17 protein-coding genes are annotated in these 20,504 nt (G+C 69.3%); 5 read left to right on the top strand and 12 right to left on the bottom strand.

Annotation, left to right across the window (positions count from 1 at the left end):
- Positions 1-11 precede the first annotated feature (11 nt).
- From QTI33_RS11055 to QTI33_RS11030, 6 genes are all read right to left on the bottom strand, one after another.
- Positions 12-6,053, bottom strand: a complete 6,042-nt coding sequence (locus QTI33_RS11055; RefSeq protein ID WP_286505956.1) for a hybrid sensor histidine kinase/response regulator — start codon at positions 6,051-6,053, stop codon at positions 12-14.
- Between the two features lie 16 nt (positions 6,054-6,069).
- On the bottom strand, positions 6,070-8,349 hold the full coding sequence (locus QTI33_RS11050; protein ID WP_444814837.1) for a methyl-accepting chemotaxis protein: 2,280 nt from the start codon (positions 8,347-8,349) through the stop codon (positions 6,070-6,072).
- A gap of 72 nt (positions 8,350-8,421) precedes the next feature.
- Complete coding sequence (locus QTI33_RS11045) at positions 8,422-8,955, bottom strand: chemotaxis protein CheW (RefSeq protein ID WP_286505952.1); 534 nt, start codon at positions 8,953-8,955, stop codon at positions 8,422-8,424.
- 35 nt (positions 8,956-8,990) lie between these two features.
- Positions 8,991-9,356: a response regulator transcription factor gene (locus QTI33_RS11040; protein ID WP_028249487.1), complete on the bottom strand. Its 366-nt coding sequence runs from the start codon at positions 9,354-9,356 to the stop codon at positions 8,991-8,993.
- On the bottom strand, positions 9,356-9,751 hold the full coding sequence (locus tag QTI33_RS11035; RefSeq protein WP_286505950.1) for a response regulator: 396 nt from the start codon (positions 9,749-9,751) through the stop codon (positions 9,356-9,358). The genes QTI33_RS11040 and QTI33_RS11035 overlap by 1 nt, the downstream gene beginning before the upstream one ends.
- Before the next feature lie 78 nt (positions 9,752-9,829).
- Entirely contained in the window at positions 9,830-10,000 is a 171-nt protein-coding gene (locus QTI33_RS11030) for a rubredoxin (protein ID WP_007838397.1), read from the bottom strand.
- A gap of 111 nt (positions 10,001-10,111) precedes the next feature.
- Between QTI33_RS11030 and thiD the strand changes: the two genes are divergently transcribed.
- From thiD to QTI33_RS11015, 3 genes are all read left to right on the top strand, one after another.
- Positions 10,112-11,077 carry a bifunctional hydroxymethylpyrimidine kinase/phosphomethylpyrimidine kinase gene (gene thiD / locus QTI33_RS11025; protein ID WP_286505949.1) on the top strand — a complete coding sequence of 322 codons (966 nt, stop codon included), beginning with the start codon at positions 10,112-10,114 and terminating at the stop codon, positions 11,075-11,077.
- 149 nt (positions 11,078-11,226) lie between these two features.
- Entirely contained in the window at positions 11,227-12,513 is a 1,287-nt protein-coding gene (hemL, locus tag QTI33_RS11020; protein ID WP_286505947.1) for a glutamate-1-semialdehyde 2,1-aminomutase, read from the top strand.
- A 5-nt stretch (positions 12,514-12,518) separates the two neighbouring features.
- Positions 12,519-12,998, top strand: coding sequence for a hypothetical protein (locus QTI33_RS11015; RefSeq protein ID WP_286505946.1), 480 nt, complete (start codon positions 12,519-12,521; stop codon positions 12,996-12,998).
- Here the strand turns inward: QTI33_RS11015 and purH are convergent.
- The 3 genes from purH to dusB are packed head-to-tail and all read right to left on the bottom strand — an operon-like array spanning position 12,992 to position 15,899.
- Positions 12,992-14,563, bottom strand: a complete 1,572-nt coding sequence (gene purH / locus QTI33_RS11010; RefSeq protein ID WP_286505945.1) for a bifunctional phosphoribosylaminoimidazolecarboxamide formyltransferase/IMP cyclohydrolase — start codon at positions 14,561-14,563, stop codon at positions 12,992-12,994. The genes QTI33_RS11015 and purH overlap by 7 nt on opposite strands.
- 6 nt (positions 14,564-14,569) lie before the next feature.
- Entirely contained in the window at positions 14,570-14,806 is a 237-nt protein-coding gene (locus tag QTI33_RS11005; protein ID WP_028249493.1) for a Fis family transcriptional regulator, read from the bottom strand.
- A gap of 34 nt (positions 14,807-14,840) precedes the next feature.
- A complete protein-coding gene (gene dusB, locus QTI33_RS11000; protein ID WP_286505944.1) occupies positions 14,841-15,899 on the bottom strand; it encodes a tRNA dihydrouridine synthase DusB in 1,059 nt (352 codons plus the stop codon).
- Between the two features lie 171 nt (positions 15,900-16,070).
- Between dusB and QTI33_RS10995 the strand changes: the two genes are divergently transcribed.
- Positions 16,071-16,544: a YqaA family protein gene (locus tag QTI33_RS10995; RefSeq protein ID WP_286505942.1), complete on the top strand. Its 474-nt coding sequence runs from the start codon at positions 16,071-16,073 to the stop codon at positions 16,542-16,544.
- A gap of 7 nt (positions 16,545-16,551) precedes the next feature.
- Here QTI33_RS10995 and QTI33_RS10990 read toward each other — a convergent pair whose 3' ends face one another.
- The 3 genes from QTI33_RS10990 to QTI33_RS10980 all read right to left on the bottom strand — a co-directional run bounded on the left by QTI33_RS10990 (position 16,552) and on the right by QTI33_RS10980 (position 19,278).
- A complete protein-coding gene (locus QTI33_RS10990; protein ID WP_286505941.1) occupies positions 16,552-17,226 on the bottom strand; it encodes a glutathione S-transferase in 675 nt (224 codons plus the stop codon).
- 8 nt (positions 17,227-17,234) lie between these two features.
- Positions 17,235-18,326: a redox-regulated ATPase YchF gene (gene ychF, locus QTI33_RS10985; RefSeq protein WP_286505940.1), complete on the bottom strand. Its 1,092-nt coding sequence runs from the start codon at positions 18,324-18,326 to the stop codon at positions 17,235-17,237.
- Between the two features lie 70 nt (positions 18,327-18,396).
- The gene (locus tag QTI33_RS10980) at positions 18,397-19,278 is read right to left on the bottom strand and encodes an MOSC domain-containing protein (protein WP_286505938.1); all 882 of its coding nucleotides are present in this window, start codon (positions 19,276-19,278) and stop codon (positions 18,397-18,399) included.
- A 73-nt stretch (positions 19,279-19,351) separates the two neighbouring features.
- Between QTI33_RS10980 and QTI33_RS10975 the strand changes: the two genes are divergently transcribed.
- A complete protein-coding gene (locus QTI33_RS10975) occupies positions 19,352-20,467 on the top strand; it encodes an FAD-dependent monooxygenase (RefSeq protein WP_286505936.1) in 1,116 nt (371 codons plus the stop codon).
- Positions 20,468-20,504: the final 37 nt, after the last annotated feature.

Below are 20,504 nucleotides of genomic sequence, written 5' to 3'. Positions count from 1 at the left end.
GGCCTACAAGATCAAGCCGCCAGCACCGAAGGCAGCTCGACGCCGGTGTAACTGCGCACCAGCCGCAGCAGCTCGTCTTCCGAATAGGGCTTGCCCAGGTAGTGGTTGACCCCCAGCGCCCGGGCGTGGTCGTGGTGCTTCTCGGCGATGCGCGAGGTGATCATGATGATCGGCAGGTCGGCCAGCGACTGGTCGGCGCGGATGTTGCGCGCCAGGTCGAAGCCGTCCATGCGCGGCATCTCGATGTCGGACAGCACCACCGCCGGCCGCTCCTGCTGCAGCCGCTCCAGCGCCTGCAGGCCGTCGGCCGCCAGCGCCACGCGGTAGCCCTCGCGCTGCAGCAGGCGCTGGGTGACGCGGCGCACCGTGATCGAGTCGTCCACCACCAGCACCAGCGGCACCTGCGGCACCACCGCCGCCTGCACGGCCACCGGCTCGGCACCGCGAACCGCCGGCTGGCGGCGGGCGGCGGCCTGGAACTCGCGCGCCTGCTCGCCATGCACCGCGGCCAGCGCCACCGGGTTGTAGATCAGCGCGACCGCGCCCGAGGCCAGGACCGAGATCGCCGCCATGCCGGGCAGCCGCGACAGCTGCGGCCCGAGGTTCTTGACCACCACTTCCTGGTTGCCCAGCACTTCGTCCACGTGCAGCGCGACACGCTGCGCCGCGCTGCGCACGATCACGATCGTGTTGGCCTTGCCCGCCGCGCGCTCGCTGCGCGCCGAGGACTGCAGCAGCGCGCCGGCCCAATAGAACGGCACCTGCTCGCCGCCGAAGGCGTAGCGCTGCGCGTGGTAGGCGGACTCCAGGTCCGAGGCGCTGGCGCGCAGCACCAGTTCGACCAGGTTGGACGGCACGCCGATCGAGGTACCGCCGGCGCGCAGCATGACCACGTGCGTCACGGCGGTGGTCAGCGGCAGCACCAGCTTGAAGACGGTGCCCTGGCCGGCCTGGCTGTGGGTCTCGATGCGGCCGCCGAGGGCGGCGACTTCGGCCCGCACGACGTCCATGCCGATTCCGCGGCCGGCCAGCTCGGACACCTGGTCGGCGGTCGAGAAGCCCGGCTGGAAGATCAGCTCGGCCGCTTCGGCGGGGCTGAGAGACTGGCCGGGGGCCACCAGGCCGAGCGCCTGAGCGCGCTCGACGATGCGCGCATGGTTCAGGCCGGCACCGTCGTCGCGGAAGCTCACCGAGACGTCGTTGCCTTCGTGGTGCAGCTCGATCGCGATCAGGCCGCTGGCCTCCTTGCCGGCGCGCTCGCGCGTGTCGGCGTCCTCGATGCCGTGCGCCACGCAGTTGCGCAGCAGGTGCTCGAAGGCGGGCGTCATGCGGTCCAGCACGCCGCGGTCCATCTCGATCGAGCCGCCGGTGATGTCCAGCCGCACCTGCTTGCCGGTGTCCTTGGAAGCCTGGCGCACCACGCGGTAGAGCCGCTCGGAAATGCCTTCGAACTCCACCATGCGCGTGCGCAGCAGGCCGCGCTGCAGTTCGCGCGTCTGGCGCGCCTGGGCGCTGAGGTCGTCCTCGGTCGCCTGCACGGTCTTCTGCAGCGTGCGCTGCACGGTCGCCACGTCGTTGACCGACTCGGCCATCATCCGGGTCAGTTCCTGCACCCGGGTGAAGCGGTCGAACTCGAGCGGATCGAAGCCCTGCTGCGAATCCTTGGCCTGCGCCAGGCGCGACTGCATCTGGCTTTCGGCCTGGACCTCGATGTCGCGCAGCTGCTGGCGCAGGCGGTCGAGGTTGCCGGTCAGGTCGCTGAGCGAGCTGCGCAGCTGGCCGATCTCGGCTTCGAGCCGCGAACGGGTGATGATGACCTCGCCGGCCTGCGCCACCAGGCGGTCGAGCAGGTGGGTGCGGATGCGCACCGCCTGGCTCGACACCGCGCGCAGCGGCGTCAGGGCCGAGGGCGATGGCAGCGCCACCGCGGCGCGGTCTTGCGCCGCTGCGGCCACGGCGGCCGGCGTTTCGGACACGACCGCGAGCGGCGCCGCCTCGGCCGGCTGGGGCGCGACCGGCGCGGCGACCGCGCGCTGCACCAGCTCGGTCTGGATCGCATCGTCGGCGGCGCGCAGCGCGTCGAAAGTGGCCTGCAGGGCGTCGAAGCGCGTCAGCAGCTGCTCGATCGAAGGCCGGTCGACGCCCACCGAGCCGAGCATCTCGATCTCGGATTCCATGCGGTGCGCACGCTCGCCCAGGCGCATCGCGCCCGCCAGCCGGGCACTGCCCTTGAGCGTGTGCAGGGTGCGCAGCGTGGACGAACGCGGCGCCGTGTCCTCGGGGCGCTGGGCCCAGTCGCGCAGCGCGGCGCCGAGCTGCGGCAGCAGTTCGGCCGCTTCTTCCTCGAAGATCGGGAACAGGTCGACGTCGACCGCGTCGGCCACGTCGATGGCGTCCTCGGAATCGTCGAGCGCCACGTCGGCCATGGCGTCGCGCACCAGGTGCGGATAGACCGGACGGGCGTCGAGCGGCTCCGCCGGCAGCACCGAGGCCGCCACTTCGCGCAGCGCGCGCAGCGTGCCTTCGACCGGATCCTTGAGGACGCCGGCGGCGAACTGGTGCAGCAGGCGCCGCAGTTCCTCGGCCGCGCCGACCAGCACCGCGCCCTGCTGGGGCGTGCCGCGGCCCTGCATCTGCAGATGCTGCAAGGCCGCCTCGAGCAGGCGCGCCATGCCCGACAGGCTCTGGAAGCCGACCGTGGCCGAGCTGCCGGCCAGCGAATGCGCCAGCCCGATGGTCGAGTCGGCGACCCGCTGGTGCGACTCCAGCGCCCATTCGCCGACTTCGGTGGCCAGTTGCCGCGACCACTCGTCGGCTTCGTTGAGATAGACGTTGTAGAGCGCGATGCCGATGCGCAGCGGCCCGATGACCTTGACCTGCTCCTCGGCGCTCGGCAGGGCCGGGCGCTCGGGTTCGATCTCGATCGGCGGCGCGGCCGCGGGCGGTGCGACCTCGGGCGCCACGGATTGGACGACCGGCTCGGGTTCCGGCTCGGGTTCCGGCTCGGGCTCCGGCTGGTGCTCCGCCTCGGCGGCCTGCGCCACCGGCGCCAGCGACAGCGGCTCGACCACGGGATCGACCTCGTGCACCGGCTCGGGTTCGGGCTCCGGCGCGGCGTCGACGGCCTGCGACGACTCGGCCGGCGCTTCGGGCTCCAGGCTCAATGAGAAGGACAGCGCCGGCTCCGCTTCCGGCTCGGCCTGGGCCGGGCGTGCCACGGGCTCGAGCGCGGTGTGGGCAGTCTCCAGGAAATCGACGTCCTCCAGCGCCCCCAGGTCGAGCGGCGCCTCGGGCGGCGGCGTGCCTTCGAAATCGAGAAAGTCGGTCGAGGCGAAATCGTCCGGAATCCGCGGCGCATCCTCCTCGCGGGAGGGCTCCTGCAGACCCGACCAGACGGTGGGCACCTCGGCGTCCGGCGCGGGCTCGGCGAGCGCCGCCGCGGCCGGCTGCTCGGCCGCAGGCAGGTCGAGCTCGATCGGCCCGAGTTCGAGATCGGGAAGCGCCGGCAGTGCGGCCAGCGGCAGCGCGGCCTCGGGCACGGCCTCGGGCTGCGCCGTCTCGGCCAGCGAATCGGCCGCAATGTGGCGCGCGGCCGCCACCAGTGCGTCGGCGTCGGCCACCCGTGGCGCGACCGCCAGCGGCTCGCCGGCGCGCAGGGCCTCGGCCATGCTGCGGAACGGCGCCGAGTGCCAGCCGTGCGGCTGGTTGGCGGCGATGGCCTCGACCCACTGGGCAAAATCGGTCAGCGCGCTGCGCGTGCCGGCCACCAGCTCGGGGGTCGCCGGGCGCTGGTCGGCCAGCCAGGTGTTGAGCACCTGCTCGAAGGACCAGGCGGCTTCGCCGAAGTCCATCAGCCCGACCATGCGGGAGCTGCCCTTGAGGGTGTGGAAGGCGCGGCGCAGCACGGTCAGCTCGCCATCGTCGTCCGGACGCGACGACAGCGCGGACACCGCGGCCAGGCCGTTGTGCAGCACTTCGCGGGCCTCGTCGAGGAAGATGTTCTGGAGGTCGTCCTCCTCGAGCTCGGTGACTTCGGTGTCGGGCATCAGCCCGTCGAGCGGCGCCGGGCCGGTGATCTTGGCGGTCCAGCTGGCGGTCGCGCGGCTGAACTCCTCGATCGGCGACGGCGCCGGCTTGCTGCGGCCGCCCGGGGCGGCGAGCGCGGCGAGCTTGGCCGCGATCTGCGCGTCCACTTCCTCGACGCTCAGCACGGTGTCGGTCACGGCCACCGGCCCGGTGGCCGAGGCGAAGGACGCCGCCGGTGCCGCGGCCTCCGGCGCGCCGGCTTCGGCCGCCTGCCGGCCCATCAGGGGCTTGAGCTCGCCGAGCTCGGCATCGAACACGAACAGGCGCTTGGCCAGTGCCGGCTGGTAGCTCAGCATGTCGATCAGGAAGCCCAGCGCGCCCAGGTTGTTGCCGAGCGAATCGAAGGCGCGGATCTCGTCGGCGGGCGATTCCTCGGCCACCAGCTGGTCGACGTTCTCGCGCATGCGCTGCACGGTCTGTGCGGCCTGGTCGAGGCCGAGCACCGAAAACACGCCACGCATCTGCAGCAGCTGGCTCGGCACGGTGCGCAGCAGGCCCTTTTCGGTCGGCCGGCGGAAGAACTGGTCGAGCGACTTTTCGAGCTCGCTCAGGTGGCTGCGCAGCTCGCCGACCACGGTGCCCATGGTCTGGCGGTCGCTGACGCGGCGGTAGAGCTCCTCCATCCAGGGCTCGAGCGGCTCCGAGCGGCCGCCGTCGCGGGCCCGCTCGATGCGGCCCGCGAGCTGGACGGTGCGCGCCGTGAGCTGGCGGTCGTGCGGATCCAGGTCCTCGAAGGCAGCTTCGAGGTAGAGCACCGAGGTCGCGACTTCCATCGCCAGTTCGGTAGCCGGGGGCTGGCCCGAACGCAGCGAGGCCTCGACCGCGTTGTTGAGCGCCTGCACCATCGGCGCGCTCGGCGGATGCAGCTTTTGCAGCGATTCGCCGAGCTGCGCGAAGGTGTCGGCCACCTGCCGCGTGCGGCTGACGTCGCCGCCCGAGAGCGCCGACCACATTTCCTTGGCCGACTCGATGCGCTTGCGCGCCTGCGCCAGCACCACCGGGTCGAAACGGCCGAACTGCTCGATCGTGTAGTCGACGGTCTGTTCGTTGGCTACGCCCCAGGCGATGCGCACGGCGCGCAAGGTGGCGGCTTCGTCGCGCGGACCGGGCACGGCCTGGGCGCAGAAGAACAGCAGGTCCTGGCCCAGCCGGTCGGAGACCGTGTTGTCGCCGCGCGCCAGCGTGGCGTACTGCAGCAGCACGCGCGACGCGGCCCGCTTCACGTGGGCATCGGCCGGAATCAGCGCCAGCGCCAGGGCCTCGAAGAAGCCGGCCGCCAGGGTCCAGAAGCTCGCGACCCGCGGCACCGAGGCGCCGCGCCCGAGCCCGAGGCACAGCGCCTGCAGCCGGCGGGCGGCGTGGTCGTCGCCGCTCTTGACGACCTTGAGCACTTCGCGGTCGAGCTTGGAGCGCACGGCCGGGTCATAGACCAGCGCGGTTTGCGTGGGCGCCGGCTTGATCTCGACCCAGCGCCAGGTCATGCTCCAGAGGTCGGCCGGGTGGACCCGCTCGTTGCCGACCAGTTCCAGCACCTCGCGGTACTGCGGGAACAGGGCCACCGACGAGACCACCTTGCCGGCGATCATCGCGTTGAGGAAATCGGCGACCGCGAAGCCGGCGCGGTCGATCTTCTGGACCGCGGCCTCGTTGCAGCGCAGCGGCTCGGTGGCGAAGCTCTGGACCGCGAACTCCATCGCGCCCAGCACCAGGGCCGGCGCCGTATGGCCCACCATCTGCAGCGCGCCGACCGCCTGGTGCAGTTGCAGGCGCGCCTGGCGCAGGGGCGCGGTGTCCAGCTCGGAACCCGGCAGCGCCGTGGCCGCTTCGCGGGCGAAGCGGCGCAGCGTCTTGCCTACCCCGTCGAGCGTCTTCTGGATTTCTCCCAATACCCAGGCCAGCGGCCCAAGATCCTCGGTGGCCGGCACATGGCCGGCTGTTGGGGCGGTGGCGGGGCTTTGGATCGACACGTTGGGCGCTCGGCGTTCAGACAATCTTGAAACGAGACACGGACTGACGCAACTCTTCGGCCATGTGCGAGAGTTCGCGCACCTGCTGCGCGGTGGTCCGCGTGCCTTCGCCGGTCTGCTCGGTCACGGCGAAGATGTGCTGGATGTTGGCCGCCACCACGTTGGCCGAATCGGCTTCGCGGGAGGCGGACTGCGAAATCTGCTCGATCAGCTCGGCCAGGCGGCGCGACACGCGGTCGATCTCCGACAGCGCGGTGCCGGCGTTGTCGGACAGCTTCGCCCCTTCGACCACACCCTGCGTGGAGCGCTCCATGGCGCCGACGGCGTCCTGGGTGTCGGTCTGAATCGCCTTCACCAGCGCCGAGATCTGGCGCGTGGCGTCGGCGGAGCGTTCGGCCAGCCGCTGCACTTCTTCCGCCACCACCGAGAAGCCGCGACCGGCTTCACCGGCCGACGCGGCCTGGATGGCGGCGTTGAGCGCCAGCACGTTGGTCTGTTCGGTAATGTCCGAGATCAGCTCGGTGATTTCGCCGATCTCCTGCGAGGATTCGCCCAGGCGCTTGATCCGCTTGGAGGTTTCCTGGATCTGGTCGCGGATCGAGTTCATGCCGCCGATCGCGTTCTGCACCGCCTGCAGGCCCGACGAAGCGGCCTGCAGCGACTGGCGCGCCACCGTGGCCGATTCCTGCGCTTGCGAGGACACGCCGTTGATGCGCTCGGCCATGGTCAGCACCGACTGGCCGGTCTCGCGGATCTCGCGCAGCTGTTCGGTCGAGGCCGCCAGCAGCTCGGTCGAGGTGCTTTCCACCTGCGAGGTGGTCTGGGCCACGCGGGTCGCCGTGTTCTGCACGTTGCCGACCAGCAGGCGGAGTTCTTCCACCGTGTAGTTCACCGAGTCGGCGATGGCGCCGGTGATGTCCTCGGTCACGGTGGCTTCCTGCGTCAGGTCGCCTTCGGCCACCGTCTGCAGTTCGTTCATCAGGCGAAGAATGGCGGCCTGGTTGGCGGCGTTGACGCGGCTCGCGTCCTCGCTCACGCGCTCGGCCTCGACCCGGTCGCGCTCCGCCGCGGCGGCACGCTCGCGGCCTTCGCGCACCTGCACGAAGCCGATCGCGCCGGCCAGCGCCAGGGCGGCCAGCGACAGCACGAACAGCATCACGACCGTGCCGGCGCCCAGGCCGGTGCGGGCCGAGAGCTTGTCCTGCAGGTCGCCGAGCGAGGTGCGCAGCGGTTCGCTGTCGGTCAGGATGGCGGACTGCGCTTCGCGCGCGGCGACCAGGCCTTGCAGGTTGCCCAGGATGGCGCCGGCCTGCGTGCGGGTGGTTTCGTAGGTCTTCAGGATCGCTTCGAGCTGCTGGCGCGTCTGCGCGTCGCGGGTGCCCGGCAGGCGCTGCTGCGGGCTGCCGTCGAGCAGGCCGCGGGTGATTTCCTGGAAGCTGTTCAGGTCCTTGCCGAGCAGGAACACGGCGTCGGGGCTCACGCCCTCGACGGTCAGGAACTCGTTGGCCGACTTGCCGATGCGCTGGGTCAGCATCACGAGCTGGCCGGCGGCCGAGATCTCGGGAATGGTCGCGTTCTGCTGCATCTTGAGCGAGGCGACGGTCTCGGCCATTTCCAGCAGGTCGGAGGACTGGCGGTTGATGTCGCGCAGCGCGGTGCCGACCTGCGTCAGGATCTTCTGCTGCGCCAGCACCGCCTTGGCGCTCTTGTCGGCGCGCTCGACCAGGGGATTGATCTTGCCGAGCTCGGTCTCGTACTGGCTGCCCACGCGCTCCAGCTTGAGCGCGTCGTCGCCGTTCGTCAGGCCCTGCACGCGGCGCGTCAGGTCGTCGGCGCTGTCGCGCACTTCGGCGAAGGCGCCGACGTTGCCGACCAGCGCCTGCGACACCGACTTGGCGAGCCGCTGCGACTGCATCAGCGACTGGCCGGTGGCGGCCACCTGCTGCGCCAGCCGTTCGGCGCGCAGGATGGCGGAGCCGGCCACCAGCAGCAGCAGCAGCACCACGCCGGCCAGGGCCAGCGCCAGGATCCGCTGCTGGCGCGCCGGGTTGGAGCGCTGCGAGCGCCGGGCGCGTGCGGCTGGCGGCCGCGCGGCACCGCTGCCCTCGACCGGCGGCGCCGCCTCCTCGCTCTGCACCACCGTATCCTCCAGCGGCACCGGCTCGGGCTCGGGCGCCGCGTCGCGTCGCACGTGCTCGACCCTGTCATCGGCCGTCTGCACGGTTTCGATGCTGTCCAGCGACAGGGTGGCGGCGCTGTCGCCGCCCACTGCCACCGGGTTGCCGCCCTGGGGCATGAATTTCTTGAACTTGTCGGCGATCGAGCTCACGGTCGGTCCTTCAGGTGGTAAACGTGCACGGCTGGCCGTTCAGGCGCCGATGCTCAGGAACTGGGGTTGCTGGGACAGCGCCTGCAGGTTGATCTCCTGCCAGCGGCCTCCGGCGGCGTCTGTGTACGAATGTCCCAGCCAGGGCGGGGACGCTTCCTGCGGCGCCTCCGAGGCCACGAAGGCGTCGACGCCGCGCAGGCCGACCAGGCGGTCGATCAGCAGGGCGCAGTTGACTTCGAGCATCTCGTTGAGCGCGACCAGCCGGGACTGCGCGCGCGTGGACTCGTTCAGCACCGGTGCCGCGGCGGCGCCGGTGGCGAAGGTCGACAGCTGGACGACGCCGAACAGGCCGCCGCGCAGGTTGGCGACACCGAGAAACCAGGGCTCGGTATAGGGCACGGACTGCGGCGCCACCCAGGGAAAGATCTCGCCGGCGTGCCCGAGCGGGAACAGGTACTTCGCTTCGCCGGCCTCGACGGCCAGCCACGAGGCGGAAACGTCCGAGGTGCGCGCGGCCTGCAGGCGGCTGGCGAGCCGGGACTGGAAAGCACGGAGAGCGTCGCGGTTGGCCATGGGCGGGTTCGGGGATGGACGGGGGATTCGGTCGATCAGGCCAGGGCGCTGATCTTGGCCATCAGCTCTGCGGCATTCACCGGCTTGACGATGTAGTCGCGGGCACCCTGGCGCATGCCCCAGACGCGGTCGGTTTCCTGGTTCTTGCTGGTGCAGAGAATGATCGGCACCGCGGCGTACTGCGGATTGCGGGCGATGGCACGGGTGAGCTGGAAGCCGTTCTGGCCCGGCATCACGACGTCCATCAGGATCAGGTCGGGCTGCTCTTCCTCGAGCCGGCGCATCGCGTCGTCCGCGTTCTCGGCCGTCTTGACCGAGAAGCCGTTCTTCTGGAGCAGGTCGGTGAGGAACACGAGTTCCGTCTTCGAGTCGTCGACCACGAGCACTTTGCGAATCGCCATTACGGGGTTTCCTGAACGAGACCGAACTGCTGCACGGCGTGCAGCAGCTGATCCTTGGTGAATGGTTTGGTGAGGTAGTCCTGCGAGCCGACCATGCGGCCGCGCGCCTTGTCGAAGACGCCGTCCTTGGAGGACAGCATGACGACAGGGACGTTGGAGAAAGTGGCGTTGCGCTTGATGATGGCGCAGGTCTGATAGCCGTCGAGGCGCGGCATCAGGATGTCGCAGAAAATCAGGTGGGGCTTGTGGTCGTTGACCTTCGACAGGGCGTCGAAGCCGTCTTCGGCGAGCAGCACTTCATGGCCGCCCTGCTTCAGGAAAATCTCGGCGCTGCGCCGAATGGTGTTGCTGTCGTCGATGACGAGCACCTTGTAGCCGGATCCATTCGCGCTCATTCGCACCGCTCCTGTATGACACCTTGCAGACCGCTGCGCTCCCTCGGGAGCGCAGGAAGCGCGGCCCTATGCCATGCTTCAGATCTCAACCATCTCGAAATCTTCCTTGCGTGCCCCGCATTCCGGGCAGGTCCAGTTCATCGGAACATCCGCCCATGCCGTGCCGGCCGCAATACCATCCTCTGGCACGCCGACCGCCTCGTCATAGATCCACCCACAAATCAGGCACATCCAGGTTTTCGTATTCATCGCAGCTTAAGGTCCCTGTTCATCAAATGCAACGATCGTATCCAAACGTATCAACAATTCGCGTGACAAGCGTCTCAGTTATGCCACCATCTGTTGAGCCCTGATTTGAGTATGAAAACTTATCTACTACCACCAGAGCACGACCGCAAAGTGAGCGATCTTACCGACCCCTCGGACGACACCGAAACCGACGACGCCGATTTGAACCCACCCTGCGTGCTGGTCTTCAATGCCAGCGATCCGAGTGGGGCCGGCGGGCTGGGCGGCGACGCCCTGGCCATGGCCTCGGTCGGCGCCCACATGCTGGCGGTGGTGACCGGCGCCTACGCGCGCGACACGGCCGAGATCTTCGACCACTTCGCCTTCGACGAGGAGGCGGTGGCCGAGCAGGCGCGTTCAATCCTGGAGGACGTCGAGGTGCAGCTGATCAAGGTCGGCTTCGTCGGTTCGCCCGAGAACCTCAGCACCGTGGCCGAGACCGCGACCGACTACCCGGAGGTACCGGTGGTCGCCTACATGCCGAACCTCTCGTGGTGGGAGGACGCCCAGATCGAGGCCTACCTCGATGCCTTTCGCGACCTGGTGCTGCCGCAGACCACGGTGCTGGTCGGCAACCACAGCACGCTGTGGCGCTGGCTGCTGCCCGACTGGAGCGGCGAGCGGCCGCCGACGGCGCGCGACATCGCGATGGCGGCCGGGGAATTCGGCGTGCCCTACACCCTGGTGACCGGGCTGATGCTGCCGGACCAGTTCATCGACAACGTGCTGGCCTCGCCGCAGGCGGTGCTGGCGAGCGAGAAGTACGAGCGGCTGGACGCCGTGTTCGCCGGCGCCGGCGACACCCTGTCGGCCGCGCTGGCGGCGCTGCTCGCCAGCGGCACCGACCTGGTTGCCGCCACCAGCGAGGCGCTCAGCTACATGGACCGCTGCCTCGACGCCGGTTTCCGGCCCGGCATGGGCCATGTGCTGCCCGACCGCCTGTTCTGGGCCCAGCCCGAGGATGACGAGGACGAGGACAATGACGACCTCGCGTCGCCGACCGACTTCGCCCTCCCTCCCCACGACACCAGACATTAGCTCGCCCCCAGGTCGGGCTCACTGCGTGTAGCCCTCCCACCCCCTGCCGGGGGGCAACACCAGCGGCCCGGCGAAGCCGGTTCCGCGGTGTTTCACCAACGGGCCTGGCTTCGCCGGCCGCGGCAAGCGACATGAAAGATACTCTGCCAATGCCAAACATGGACCAGAACGAGATCCTCTTCGAGCGCGCCCGCGCCGTCATTCCCGGAGGCGTGAATTCGCCGGTGCGGGCCTTCAAGGCGGTCGGCGGCACGCCGCGCTTCGTGAAGCGCGCGCAGGGCGCGTACTTCTGGGACGCCGACGACAAGCGCTACATCGACTACATCGGCTCCTGGGGCCCGATGATCCTCGGCCATGGCCATCCGGCGGTGGTCGAAGCGGTGCAGCGCGCCGTGACCGAGGGCTTCTCGTTCGGCGCCCCGACCGAGCGCGAGATCGAACTGGCCGAAGCCATCCTGGCGCTGGTGCCGTCGATGGAGATGGTGCGCCTGGTGAGCTCGGGCACCGAAGCCGCGATGAGCGCGCTGCGCCTGGCCCGCGGCGCCACCGGCCGCAAATACATCATCAAGTTCGAAGGCTGCTACCACGGCCATGCCGACGCCCTGCTGGTCAAGGCCGGCTCGGGCCTGGCGACCTTCGGCAACCCGACCTCGGCCGGCGTGCCGCCCGAGGTGGTGCAGCACACGCTGGTGCTCGAATACAACAACCTGGCCCAGCTCGAGGAAGCCTTCACGCTGCACGGCCACGAGATCGCCTGCCTGATGATCGAGGCGATCGCCGGCAACATGAACTTCGTGCGCGCCAGCGCCGCCTTCGCCAAGCGCTGCCGCGAACTGTGCACGCAATACGGTGCCCTGCTGGTGTTCGACGAGGTGATGACCGGCTTCCGCGTCGGCCTGCGCGGCGCCCAGGGCGTGCTGGGCGTGACGCCCGACCTCACGGTGCTGGGCAAGGTGATCGGCGGCGGCATGCCGCTGGCGGCCTTCGGCGGCCCGCGCGCGATCATGGAACAGCTGGCGCCGATGGGGCCGGTCTACCAGGCCGGCACCCTGTCGGGCAACCCGGTGGCGACCGCCTGCGGGCTGGCCACGCTGAAAGAGATCGCCAAGCCGGGCTTCTACGAGGCGCTGTCGACCAAGACCCGCGCGCTGGTCGACGGCCTGAAGGCCGCCGCGGCCGCCGAGGGCGTGCCCTTCTGCGCCGACAGCGAAGGCGGCATGTTCGGCTTCTTCCTGCTGGACGCGCTGCCGCAGAACTACACGGCCGTGATGAAGAGCGACGGCACCAGGTTCAACACGCTGTTCCACGGCCTGCTGGAGCGCGGCGTCTACATCGCGCCGGCGCTCTATGAGGCGGGCTTCGTGAGCGCCGCCCACAGCGACGGCGACATCGCCGCCAGCATCGAGGCGGCGCGCCAGATCTTCAAGACGCTGTAGCCGCCGTGAAGCTGCCATCGCTCCTGGCAGGCGCGTGCCTGCTGCTGCCCGGCCTGGCCTGCGCGCAGGCCGACATCAGCCAGGTCTGGGTCAACCCGGGCTTCTATTCGCTGCATTTCGACCGCAACAAGGGGCTGGAAGACGCCAACCCGGGCATCGGCATCGAGTGGCCGATCGACAAGACCTTCTCGGTCACCGCCGGCCGCTTCCGCAACAGCGACCGCGCGTACTCGAACTACATCGGCCTGTACGTGATGCCCTTCGAATTCCACGGCGTGAAGCTCGGCGCCGTGGTGGGCGGCTTCGACGGCTACCAGATGACCAACAACGGCGGCTGGTTCCCGGCCCTGATCCCGACCGCGGCGATCGAGGGCAGGCACTGGGGATTGAACATCGCGATCATCCCCAGCATCCGGGACAAGCTCTACGGCGCCATCAGCTTCCAGCTGAAGTACCGTTTTTCGGACGGCAGCGCCGGTCAGTGACGGAAGTGGCGCACGCCTGAGAGCACCATCACGACGCCGCGCTCGTCGGCCGCGTCGATCACTTCCTGGTCGCGCATCGAGCCGCCGGGCTGGATCACCGAGGTCGCACCGGCGTCCACCACCACGTCGAGCCCGTCCCGGAACGGGAAAAAGGCATCGCTCGCGACCGCGGTGCCGGCCAGCGACAGCTTCGCATGCTGGGCCTTGATGCTGGCGATGCGCGCCGAATCGAGCCGGCTCATCTGGCCGGCGCCGACGCCCATCGTCATGCCGTCGGCACAGAAGACGATCGCATTGCTCTTGACGAACTTGGCGACCTTCCAGGCGAACAGCAGGTCCTGCAGCTGCTGCGGGGTCGGCTGCTTCTTGCTGACCACCTTGAGTTCGCCGATCGCCAGCTCGCGGTTGTCGGCGGTCTGCATCAAGAGGCCCGATCCGATGCGCTTGACGTCGACCGCGTTGCGGCCGTTGTCCCAGTCGGTCTGGCCGCCCGGCGGCAGCGCGATCTCGAGGATGCGCACGTTGACCTTGCTCTTGAAGACTTCCAGCGCCTCGGCCGAGTAGCCCGGCGCCATCAGCACCTCGACGAACTGCTTGCTGACCGCTTCGGCCGCGGCCCGGTCCAGCGGCCGGTTGAAGGCGATGATGCCGCCGAAGGCCGAGGTCGGATCGGTCTTGAAGGCCTTGCTGTAGGACTCGAGGGCATCCTTGCCGGTGGCGACGCCGCAGGGGTTGGCGTGCTTGACGATCACGCAGGCCGGCGTGTCGAAGCTCTTCACGCACTCCCACGCCGCGTCGGCATCGGCGATGTTGTTGTAGCTGAGTTCCTTGCCCTGCAGCTGCTTCGCGGTGACCAGCGAGCCCGGCGCCGGGTACAGGTCGCGGTAGAAGGCGGCCTGCTGATGCGGGTTCTCGCCGTAGCGCAGGTCCTGCAGCTTGACGAAGCGGCCGTTGCTCTGGGCCGGGAACAGCGCGTGGGCGCCGTCTTCCTGGATGCCCGAGAGATAGTCGCTGATCGCGCCGTCGTACTGGCTGATGCGGTTGAAGGCAGCGACCGAGAAAGCGAACTTGGTCTTCTCGCTGAGCTTGCCGTCAGCCTTGAGTTCGGCCAGCGCCTGCGGGTACTGCGACGCATCGGTCAGCACGCCGACGTCCTTCCAGTTCTTGGCCGCGCTGCGCACCATCGCGGGGCCGCCGATGTCGATGTTCTCGATCGCGTCCTCGAGCGTGCAGCCGGGCTTGGCGACCGTGGCCTCGAAGGGGTAGAGGTTGACCACCAGCAGGTCGATGGTGTCGATGCCGTGTTCCTTCAAGGCCGCCATGTGGGCCGGCACATCGCGCCGCGCCAGCAGGCCGCCATGCACCTTGGGATGCAGCGTCTTGACCCGGCCGTCGAGCATCTCGGGGAAGCCGGTGTGGTCGGCCACTTCGGTCACCGGCAGGCCGGCATCGGCCAGCAGCTTGGCGGTGCCGCCGGTGGACAGCAGGCGGATGCCCAGCGCATGCAGCGCCTGGGCGAATTCGAGGATGCCGGTCTTGTCGGATACGGAGATCAGTGCGTTCATCGGGAGTTACTTCAAGAGTTTGTGTTCGACCAGCTTCTTGCGCAGCGTGTTTCGGTTGAGGCCGAGCCATTGCGCGGCCTTGGATTGGTTGCCCTCGGCGCGCGTCATGACGACGTCGAGCAGGGGTTTCTCGACCACCCGCACGAGCATCTCGTACATGCCGTCGGGTTCGGTGCCGCGGAGGTCGCGGAAATAGCTGTCCAGGCTGCTGCGTACGCAGTCTTCGATGTGTTTCTTGCTCATGGCCTTCTCTTCTTCTCCTCTTGTTCTGGTCTTCTTACGCCAGTGCGTCGGCTGCCTGTTCGTCCAGCGGATCGAGCGCGCCCTCGGCTGCGGCAGGAATGCGGTCCATCTGCCCCGCCAGCGTGTCGAAGAACCCGGCCACGGCGCGCCACTGCGCATCGCAATCCTCGATCGCGTTCATCGCCGAGCGGAACGCCTCGCCACCGGGAAGCGCGCGCACATACCAGCCGATGTGCTTGCGCGCCGTTCGCACGCCGCTGTAGTCGCCATAGAGGGCGTAGTGCTCCTTCAGGTGGTCCAGCATGAGTCGACGCACTTCGGCCACCAACGGCGGGGCCCGATGCGTGCCTGTATCGAGGAAGTGGGCGATCTCGCGGAAGATCCACGGCCGGCCCTGCGCGGCGCGGCCGACCATGATGGCGTCCGCGCCGGTCAGCGCCAGAACGTCGCGCGCTTTCTCTGGTGAAGTGATGTCGCCGTTGGCGACAACCGGAATGCGCACCGCGGCCTTGACCGCCGCGATGGTGTCGTATTCGGCCCGGCCCTTGTAGCCCTGCTCGCGCGTGCGGCCGTGCACCGTCAGCATCTGCACGCCGGCCTGCTCGAAGCGGCGCGCCAGTGCCACGGCGTTGCGACTGTCTTCGCTCCAGCCGGTGCGCATCTTGAGCGTGACCGGCACGCCGTGCGGCAGCGCAGCACGGACCACCGCCTCCGCGATCTCGAGCGCCAGGGGCTCGTCGCGCATCAAGGCCGAGCCGGCCCACTTGTTGCAGACCTTCTTGGCCGGGCATCCCATGTTGATGTCGATGATCTGCGCACCGCGGTCGATGTTGTATTGCGCGGCCTCGAACATCATGTCCGCATCGGTACCGGCGATCTGCACCGAGATGGGGCCGGGTTCGCCGTCGTGATTGGCGCGGCGCGAGGTCTTCAGCGTGCCCCACAGCTCCTTGCGCGAGGTGACCATCTCGCTCACCGCGTAGCCGGCGCCGAGTTCGCGGCACAGCATGCGGAACGGCCGGTCCGTGACGCCCGCCATGGGGGCGACGAACAGGCTGTTTTCCAGCGCGATATGGCCGATCTGCAGGGTCATGGAGGAGGTTGGCGCGCGCTGGGCTGCTGAAAAATGAGGCACGATTGTAGCGGCGCGGCGCGCCTTCGGCTGAAACGATTTGCACCCTCGGCGCGCCGGGGCGGCGCCAAAGATGAGGGTTCTCGCCTACGCCGCGGCCGGCCCGCGCCTTTCTATACTGCGCGCACACCTATGCAAGCTTGGCTCGACTCCCTCCTGGCGCTCCTGGCGCTTCCACAGTACGGGCTCAGTACGGTGTTCATAGCCGCCTTCGTCTCGGCGACGCTGCTGCCGGTGGGGTCGGAGCCGGTGCTGTTCGGCCTGCTCAAGCTCAACCCGGACATGTTCTGGCCGGCCATCGCGGTCGCCACAATCGGCAACACCTTGGGCGGCGTCGTCGACTGGTGGATGGGCTATGGCGCCCACAAGGTGGCGGACAAGTATTCGCATTCGAAGCACCACCTGCGGGTGCTGGGCTGGCTGGAGCGGCTCGGGCCCAAGGCCTGCCTGCTGGCCTGGCTGCCGATCGTCGGCGATCCGCTGTGCGCGGTCGCCGGCTGGCTCAAGTTGTCCTTCTGGCCCTGCGTGTTCTACATGGCGATCGGCAAGTTCGCGCGCTACGTCACGATGACGGTGGCGCTGCTCTACATCTGGCCGAACAACTGAGCCGGCGTCAGCTCAGCAGGCCGTAGGGGCCGCCGCGCTCCAGCGCCCGCTGGTAGGCCGGGCGCGCATGGATGCGCTCGAGCCAGGCCATCAGCTTAGGCCGCGAGGCGTCGAGCCCGCCGCGGGCCCGCGCGGCCTCGACCGGAAAGCTCATCTGGATGTCGGCGCCGGTGAAGGCGTCGCCGGCGAACCACTCGCTCTTGCCGAGTTCGCCCTCCATGAAGTCGAGGTGGGTCTTGAGGCTCGGCAGGATGAAGGCCGCACGGGCCTTGTCGGCGATGCCCTTGGCGATCGGCCTGGCGAAGAACGGCATCTTCGCCTTCTCGACCCGGTCGAACATCAGCTTGAGCAGCAGCGGCGGCATGGCCGAGCCTTCGGCGTAGTGCAGCCAGTAGCGGTAGCGCAGGGCCTCGGGCGTCCCGGCCACGGGCGACAGCCGGCCGTCGCCGTAGTGCTCGACCAGGGTCTCGATGATGGCGCCCGACTCGGCCAACACCATGCCCTCGTCGGTGGTGACCACCGGCGACTTGCCCAGCGGATGCACCTTCTTGAGTTCGGGCGGCGCGAGCATGGTCTTGGCGTCGCGCTGGTAGCGCACCACCTCGTAGGGCAGATCGAGTTCCTCGAGCAGCCAGAGCACGCGCTGCGAGCGCGAATTGTTGAGGTGGTGGACCGTGATCATCGCCGCGCTCAGGAGCTGAACAGGAAGTTCATCACGTCGCCATCCTTGACGACGTAGTCCTTGCCTTCGGCGCGCATCTTGCCCGCGTCCTTGGCGCCCTGTTCGCCCTTGAAGGCGATGAAGTCGTTGAAGGCGATGGTCTGGGCCCGGATGTAGCCCTTCTCGAAATCGGTGTGGATCACGCCGGCCGCCTGCGGGCCGGTGTCGCCGATGTGGATGGTCCAGGCGCGCACTTCCTTGACGCCGGCCGTGAAGTAGGTCTGCAGCCCCAGCAGCGTGTAGGCGGCGCGGATCAGGCGGTTCAGGCCGGGCTCCTCCTGGCCGATCTCGGCCAGGAACATCTTGCGGTCCTCGTCGTCCATGTCGGCCAGTTCGGCCTCGATCTTGGCGCAGATGGCCACCACCGGCGCGTTCTGTGCCGCGGCGTATTCGCGCAGGCGGTCGAGGAAGGGGTTGTTCTCGAAGCCGTCCTCGGCCACGTTGCCGACGAACATCGCCGGCTTGGCGGTGATCAGCGAGAACTGCTTGACCAGCGGCTTGTCTTCCTTGCTGAACTCGATCGAGCGCACCGGCTTGTTCTCGTTCAACGCCGCCTGGCACTTCTCGAGCAGGGCCACCAGCTTGATGGCTTCCTTGTCGCCCGAGCGGGCGGTCTTGGTGTGGCGGTGCAGCGCCTTCTCGACGGTCGACAGGTCGGCCAGGCAGAGCTCGGTCTGGATCACCTCGATGTCGGAGATCGGGTCGACCTTGCCGGCCACGTGGATCACGTTGTCGTCCTCGAAGCAGCGCACCACGTTGACGATGGCGTCGGTCTCGCGGATGTGGGCCAGGAACTGGTTGCCCAGCCCCTCGCCCTGGCTGGCGCCGGCGACCAGGCCGGCGATATCGACGAACTCGACGATCGCCGGCACCACGCGCTCGGGCTGGACGATGTCGCTCAGTTGGGCCAGCCGCGGGTCGGGCACCTCGACCACGCCCACATTGGGCTCGATGGTGCAGAAGGGGTAGTTCTCGGCCGCGATGCCTGCCTTGGTCAAGGCATTGAAGAGGGTGGACTTGCCGACGTTGGGCAGGCCGACGATGCCGCACTGGAGGCTCATGGCGGGTGCTTTCAGAAATCTGGGGGTAACCGGGTATTTTAGGCGCCCGGCATCGGGCCGGCGCCGGGCGTCACTCGAAGCGCAGGTTGCCGCCCACCGACTGGCCGACCCGCAGCGCATGCTCCAGCCCCTGCAGCACGATCGCATTCATGCCGAAAGTGATGGCGCCATCGACCCGTGGGTCCGAACGGTAGGTGCGCAGCATGTCGCCCACCTCGGGGCTGCTGACGGCGGTCAGCGGGTCGATGTCGGGGATCGGGCAGCGCGCGCAGGGCTTGACCGGCCGCATCAGCACCTCGCCCTCGGCGGTCGCGATGTGCAGGGTCTCGACGCGGTCCTCGTCGTGCGCCTCGACGCCGGCCAGCACGATGTTGGGCCGGAACCGCTCGATGCCGACCGCCGGATGGCCGGCCGCCGCCAGCTTCGCGTTCAACTCCGCCAGTGAGCCCTCGCTTGCGACCAGCAGCGGGAAGCCGTCGGCGAACTGGTTCAGGGCCTCGACGCCTTCGGTCCATTTCAGGCTCGACAGGCGCCGCTGCTCGGGGTCGAAGCGCACCATGCGCAGCTTCTGCGGCCGCCCGGGCTCCGACAGAAAGTCGCTGAACCACTGGGCCGCGATGTCGCCCATGTCGTAGGCCGCGACCTCGTCCTTCCAGACCTTGGCGCGGACCGGCTGCTCGACCCGGTCGAAGGCGATGTGCAGCGCCAGCATGCCGGGCGCGCGCAGCACCATCTCGGAGTGCTTCAGCTGCGGCCGGACCAGCGCCATGCGCGGCAGTTCGCGCTGGCTGACGAATTCGCCCTGGGCGTCCACCACCATCCAGGCGCGGTCGAATTCCAGCCCGGTCTCGATCAGCAGGGCTTCGTCCAGCGCGACGCCGGCGCAGGACTTGACCGGGTAGACGAACAGACGGGCGATGGTGGCCTGGAGATCGAAATCGGCAGCATTCACGGGTCGAATCCTTTTCAAGAAGCGCGATTGTCCTGCACACCGCCTCCGGCGAGGCTCCTCCTACAATCTGGCGATGGCTCTTCCCCCCGAAGTTTGCATTCGCGGCGCCGGCATCGTCGGCCGGACGCTGGCGCTGCTGCTGGCCCGCGAACGTGTGCGCGTGGCGCTGGTCGTGCCCGCCGCGCCGCCGGCCGGCCAGGATGTCCGCGCCTATGCGCTCAACAGCGCCTCGAAGGCCCTGCTCGAATCGCTGCGCGCCTGGCCCGCCGCGGTCCATGCCACCCCGGTGCGCGAGATGCAGGTGCATGGCGACGAAGGCGGGCGGGTGCAATTCTCCGCCGCGCGCCAGAAGGTCGATGCGCTGGCCTGGATCGTCGACGTTCCGGCGCTCGAACAGCAGCTGAGCGACGCCGTGCGCTTCCAGCCCCGCGTCGAGGTGGTCGCCGCGCCGGTGAGCGCGCCCCTGACCGTGGTCTGCGAGGGCCGCATCAGCGCCACCCGCGAAGCGCTCGGCGTCGGCTACGAGGTCACGCGCTATCCCCAGCATGCGATCGCCGCCCGGCTCGAAGCCGAGCAGGCGCACGACGGCATCGCGCGCCAGTGGTTCAACGACAAGGGCGAGGTGCTGGCCCTGCTGCCGCTCGGCGACACCGACCGCTCGCTGGCGTTGGTCTGGTCGGTCGACCAGTTCCATGCCCCGACCTTGCTGGCGCAGCCGGCCGATGCCTTCACCGCCGCCCTGCGCGAGGCCAGCCACGACGCGCTCGGCGCTTTCCGGCTCACGAGCGAGCGCAGCGCCTGGCCGCTGCAGCGCGCCATCGCCGACCGCTGGACCGGCGCCTTCGGCGACGGCGGCGCCTGGGCGCTGGCCGGCGATGCCGCCCACACGGTGCATCCGCTGGCCGGCCAGGGCCTGAACCTGGGCCTGGGCGATGCCGCCGCGCTGGCCGAGGTGATCCGCACCCGCGACTACTGGCGCAGCGTGGGCGACGCCCGGCTGCTGCGCCGCTACGAGCGCGCACGCCGCACCGACGTGCTGTCGATGAGCCTCGCCACCGACGGCCTGCAGCAACTCTTCGCCCACAGCGCCGACCCCCTGCCGGCGCTGCGCAACTGGGGCATGCGCGGTTTCGACCGCACACGGCTCGTCAAGAACTGGATCGCGCGCCAGGCCATGGGCCTGCAGTGATTCCCGGAACATCACCATGAAGCACCCTGTCCGCCCC

This window comes from Variovorax davisae, from assembly GCF_030316845.1.
In the GTDB taxonomy this organism is placed as follows: domain Bacteria; phylum Pseudomonadota; class Gammaproteobacteria; order Burkholderiales; family Burkholderiaceae_C; genus Variovorax; species Variovorax davisae.
The sequence above is the reverse complement of the archived record's forward strand: the minus strand, read 5'-3'. Positions and strand labels throughout refer to the sequence as shown.

What these genes read in the sequence shown, in the direction of transcription:
- QTI33_RS11050 (WP_444814837.1), bottom strand. Translation starts at nt 8,349, where the DNA reads ATGCCCCAGGGCGGCAACCCGGTGGCAGTGGGCGGCGACAGCGCCGCC.
- QTI33_RS11045 (WP_286505952.1), bottom strand. Translation starts at nt 8,955, where the DNA reads ATGGCCAACCGCGACGCTCTCCGTGCTTTCCAGTCCCGGCTCGCCAGC.
- QTI33_RS11040 (WP_028249487.1), bottom strand. Translation starts at nt 9,356, where the DNA reads ATGGCGATTCGCAAAGTGCTCGTGGTCGACGACTCGAAGACGGAACTC.
- QTI33_RS11035 (WP_286505950.1), bottom strand. Translation starts at nt 9,751, where the DNA reads ATGAGCGCGAATGGATCCGGCTACAAGGTGCTCGTCATCGACGACAGC.
- QTI33_RS11030 (WP_007838397.1), bottom strand. Translation starts at nt 10,000, where the DNA reads ATGAATACGAAAACCTGGATGTGCCTGATTTGTGGGTGGATCTATGAC.
- thiD (WP_286505949.1), top strand. Translation starts at nt 10,112, where the DNA reads ATGAAAACTTATCTACTACCACCAGAGCACGACCGCAAAGTGAGCGAT.
- hemL (WP_286505947.1), top strand. Translation starts at nt 11,227, where the DNA reads ATGCCAAACATGGACCAGAACGAGATCCTCTTCGAGCGCGCCCGCGCC.
- purH (WP_286505945.1), bottom strand. Translation starts at nt 14,563, where the DNA reads ATGAACGCACTGATCTCCGTATCCGACAAGACCGGCATCCTCGAATTC.
- QTI33_RS11005 (WP_028249493.1), bottom strand. Translation starts at nt 14,806, where the DNA reads ATGAGCAAGAAACACATCGAAGACTGCGTACGCAGCAGCCTGGACAGC.
- dusB (WP_286505944.1), bottom strand. Translation starts at nt 15,899, where the DNA reads ATGACCCTGCAGATCGGCCATATCGCGCTGGAAAACAGCCTGTTCGTC.
- QTI33_RS10995 (WP_286505942.1), top strand. Translation starts at nt 16,071, where the DNA reads ATGCAAGCTTGGCTCGACTCCCTCCTGGCGCTCCTGGCGCTTCCACAG.
- QTI33_RS10990 (WP_286505941.1), bottom strand. Translation starts at nt 17,226, where the DNA reads ATGATCACGGTCCACCACCTCAACAATTCGCGCTCGCAGCGCGTGCTC.
- ychF (WP_286505940.1), bottom strand. Translation starts at nt 18,326, where the DNA reads ATGAGCCTCCAGTGCGGCATCGTCGGCCTGCCCAACGTCGGCAAGTCC.
- QTI33_RS10975 (WP_286505936.1), top strand. Translation starts at nt 19,352, where the DNA reads ATGGCTCTTCCCCCCGAAGTTTGCATTCGCGGCGCCGGCATCGTCGGC.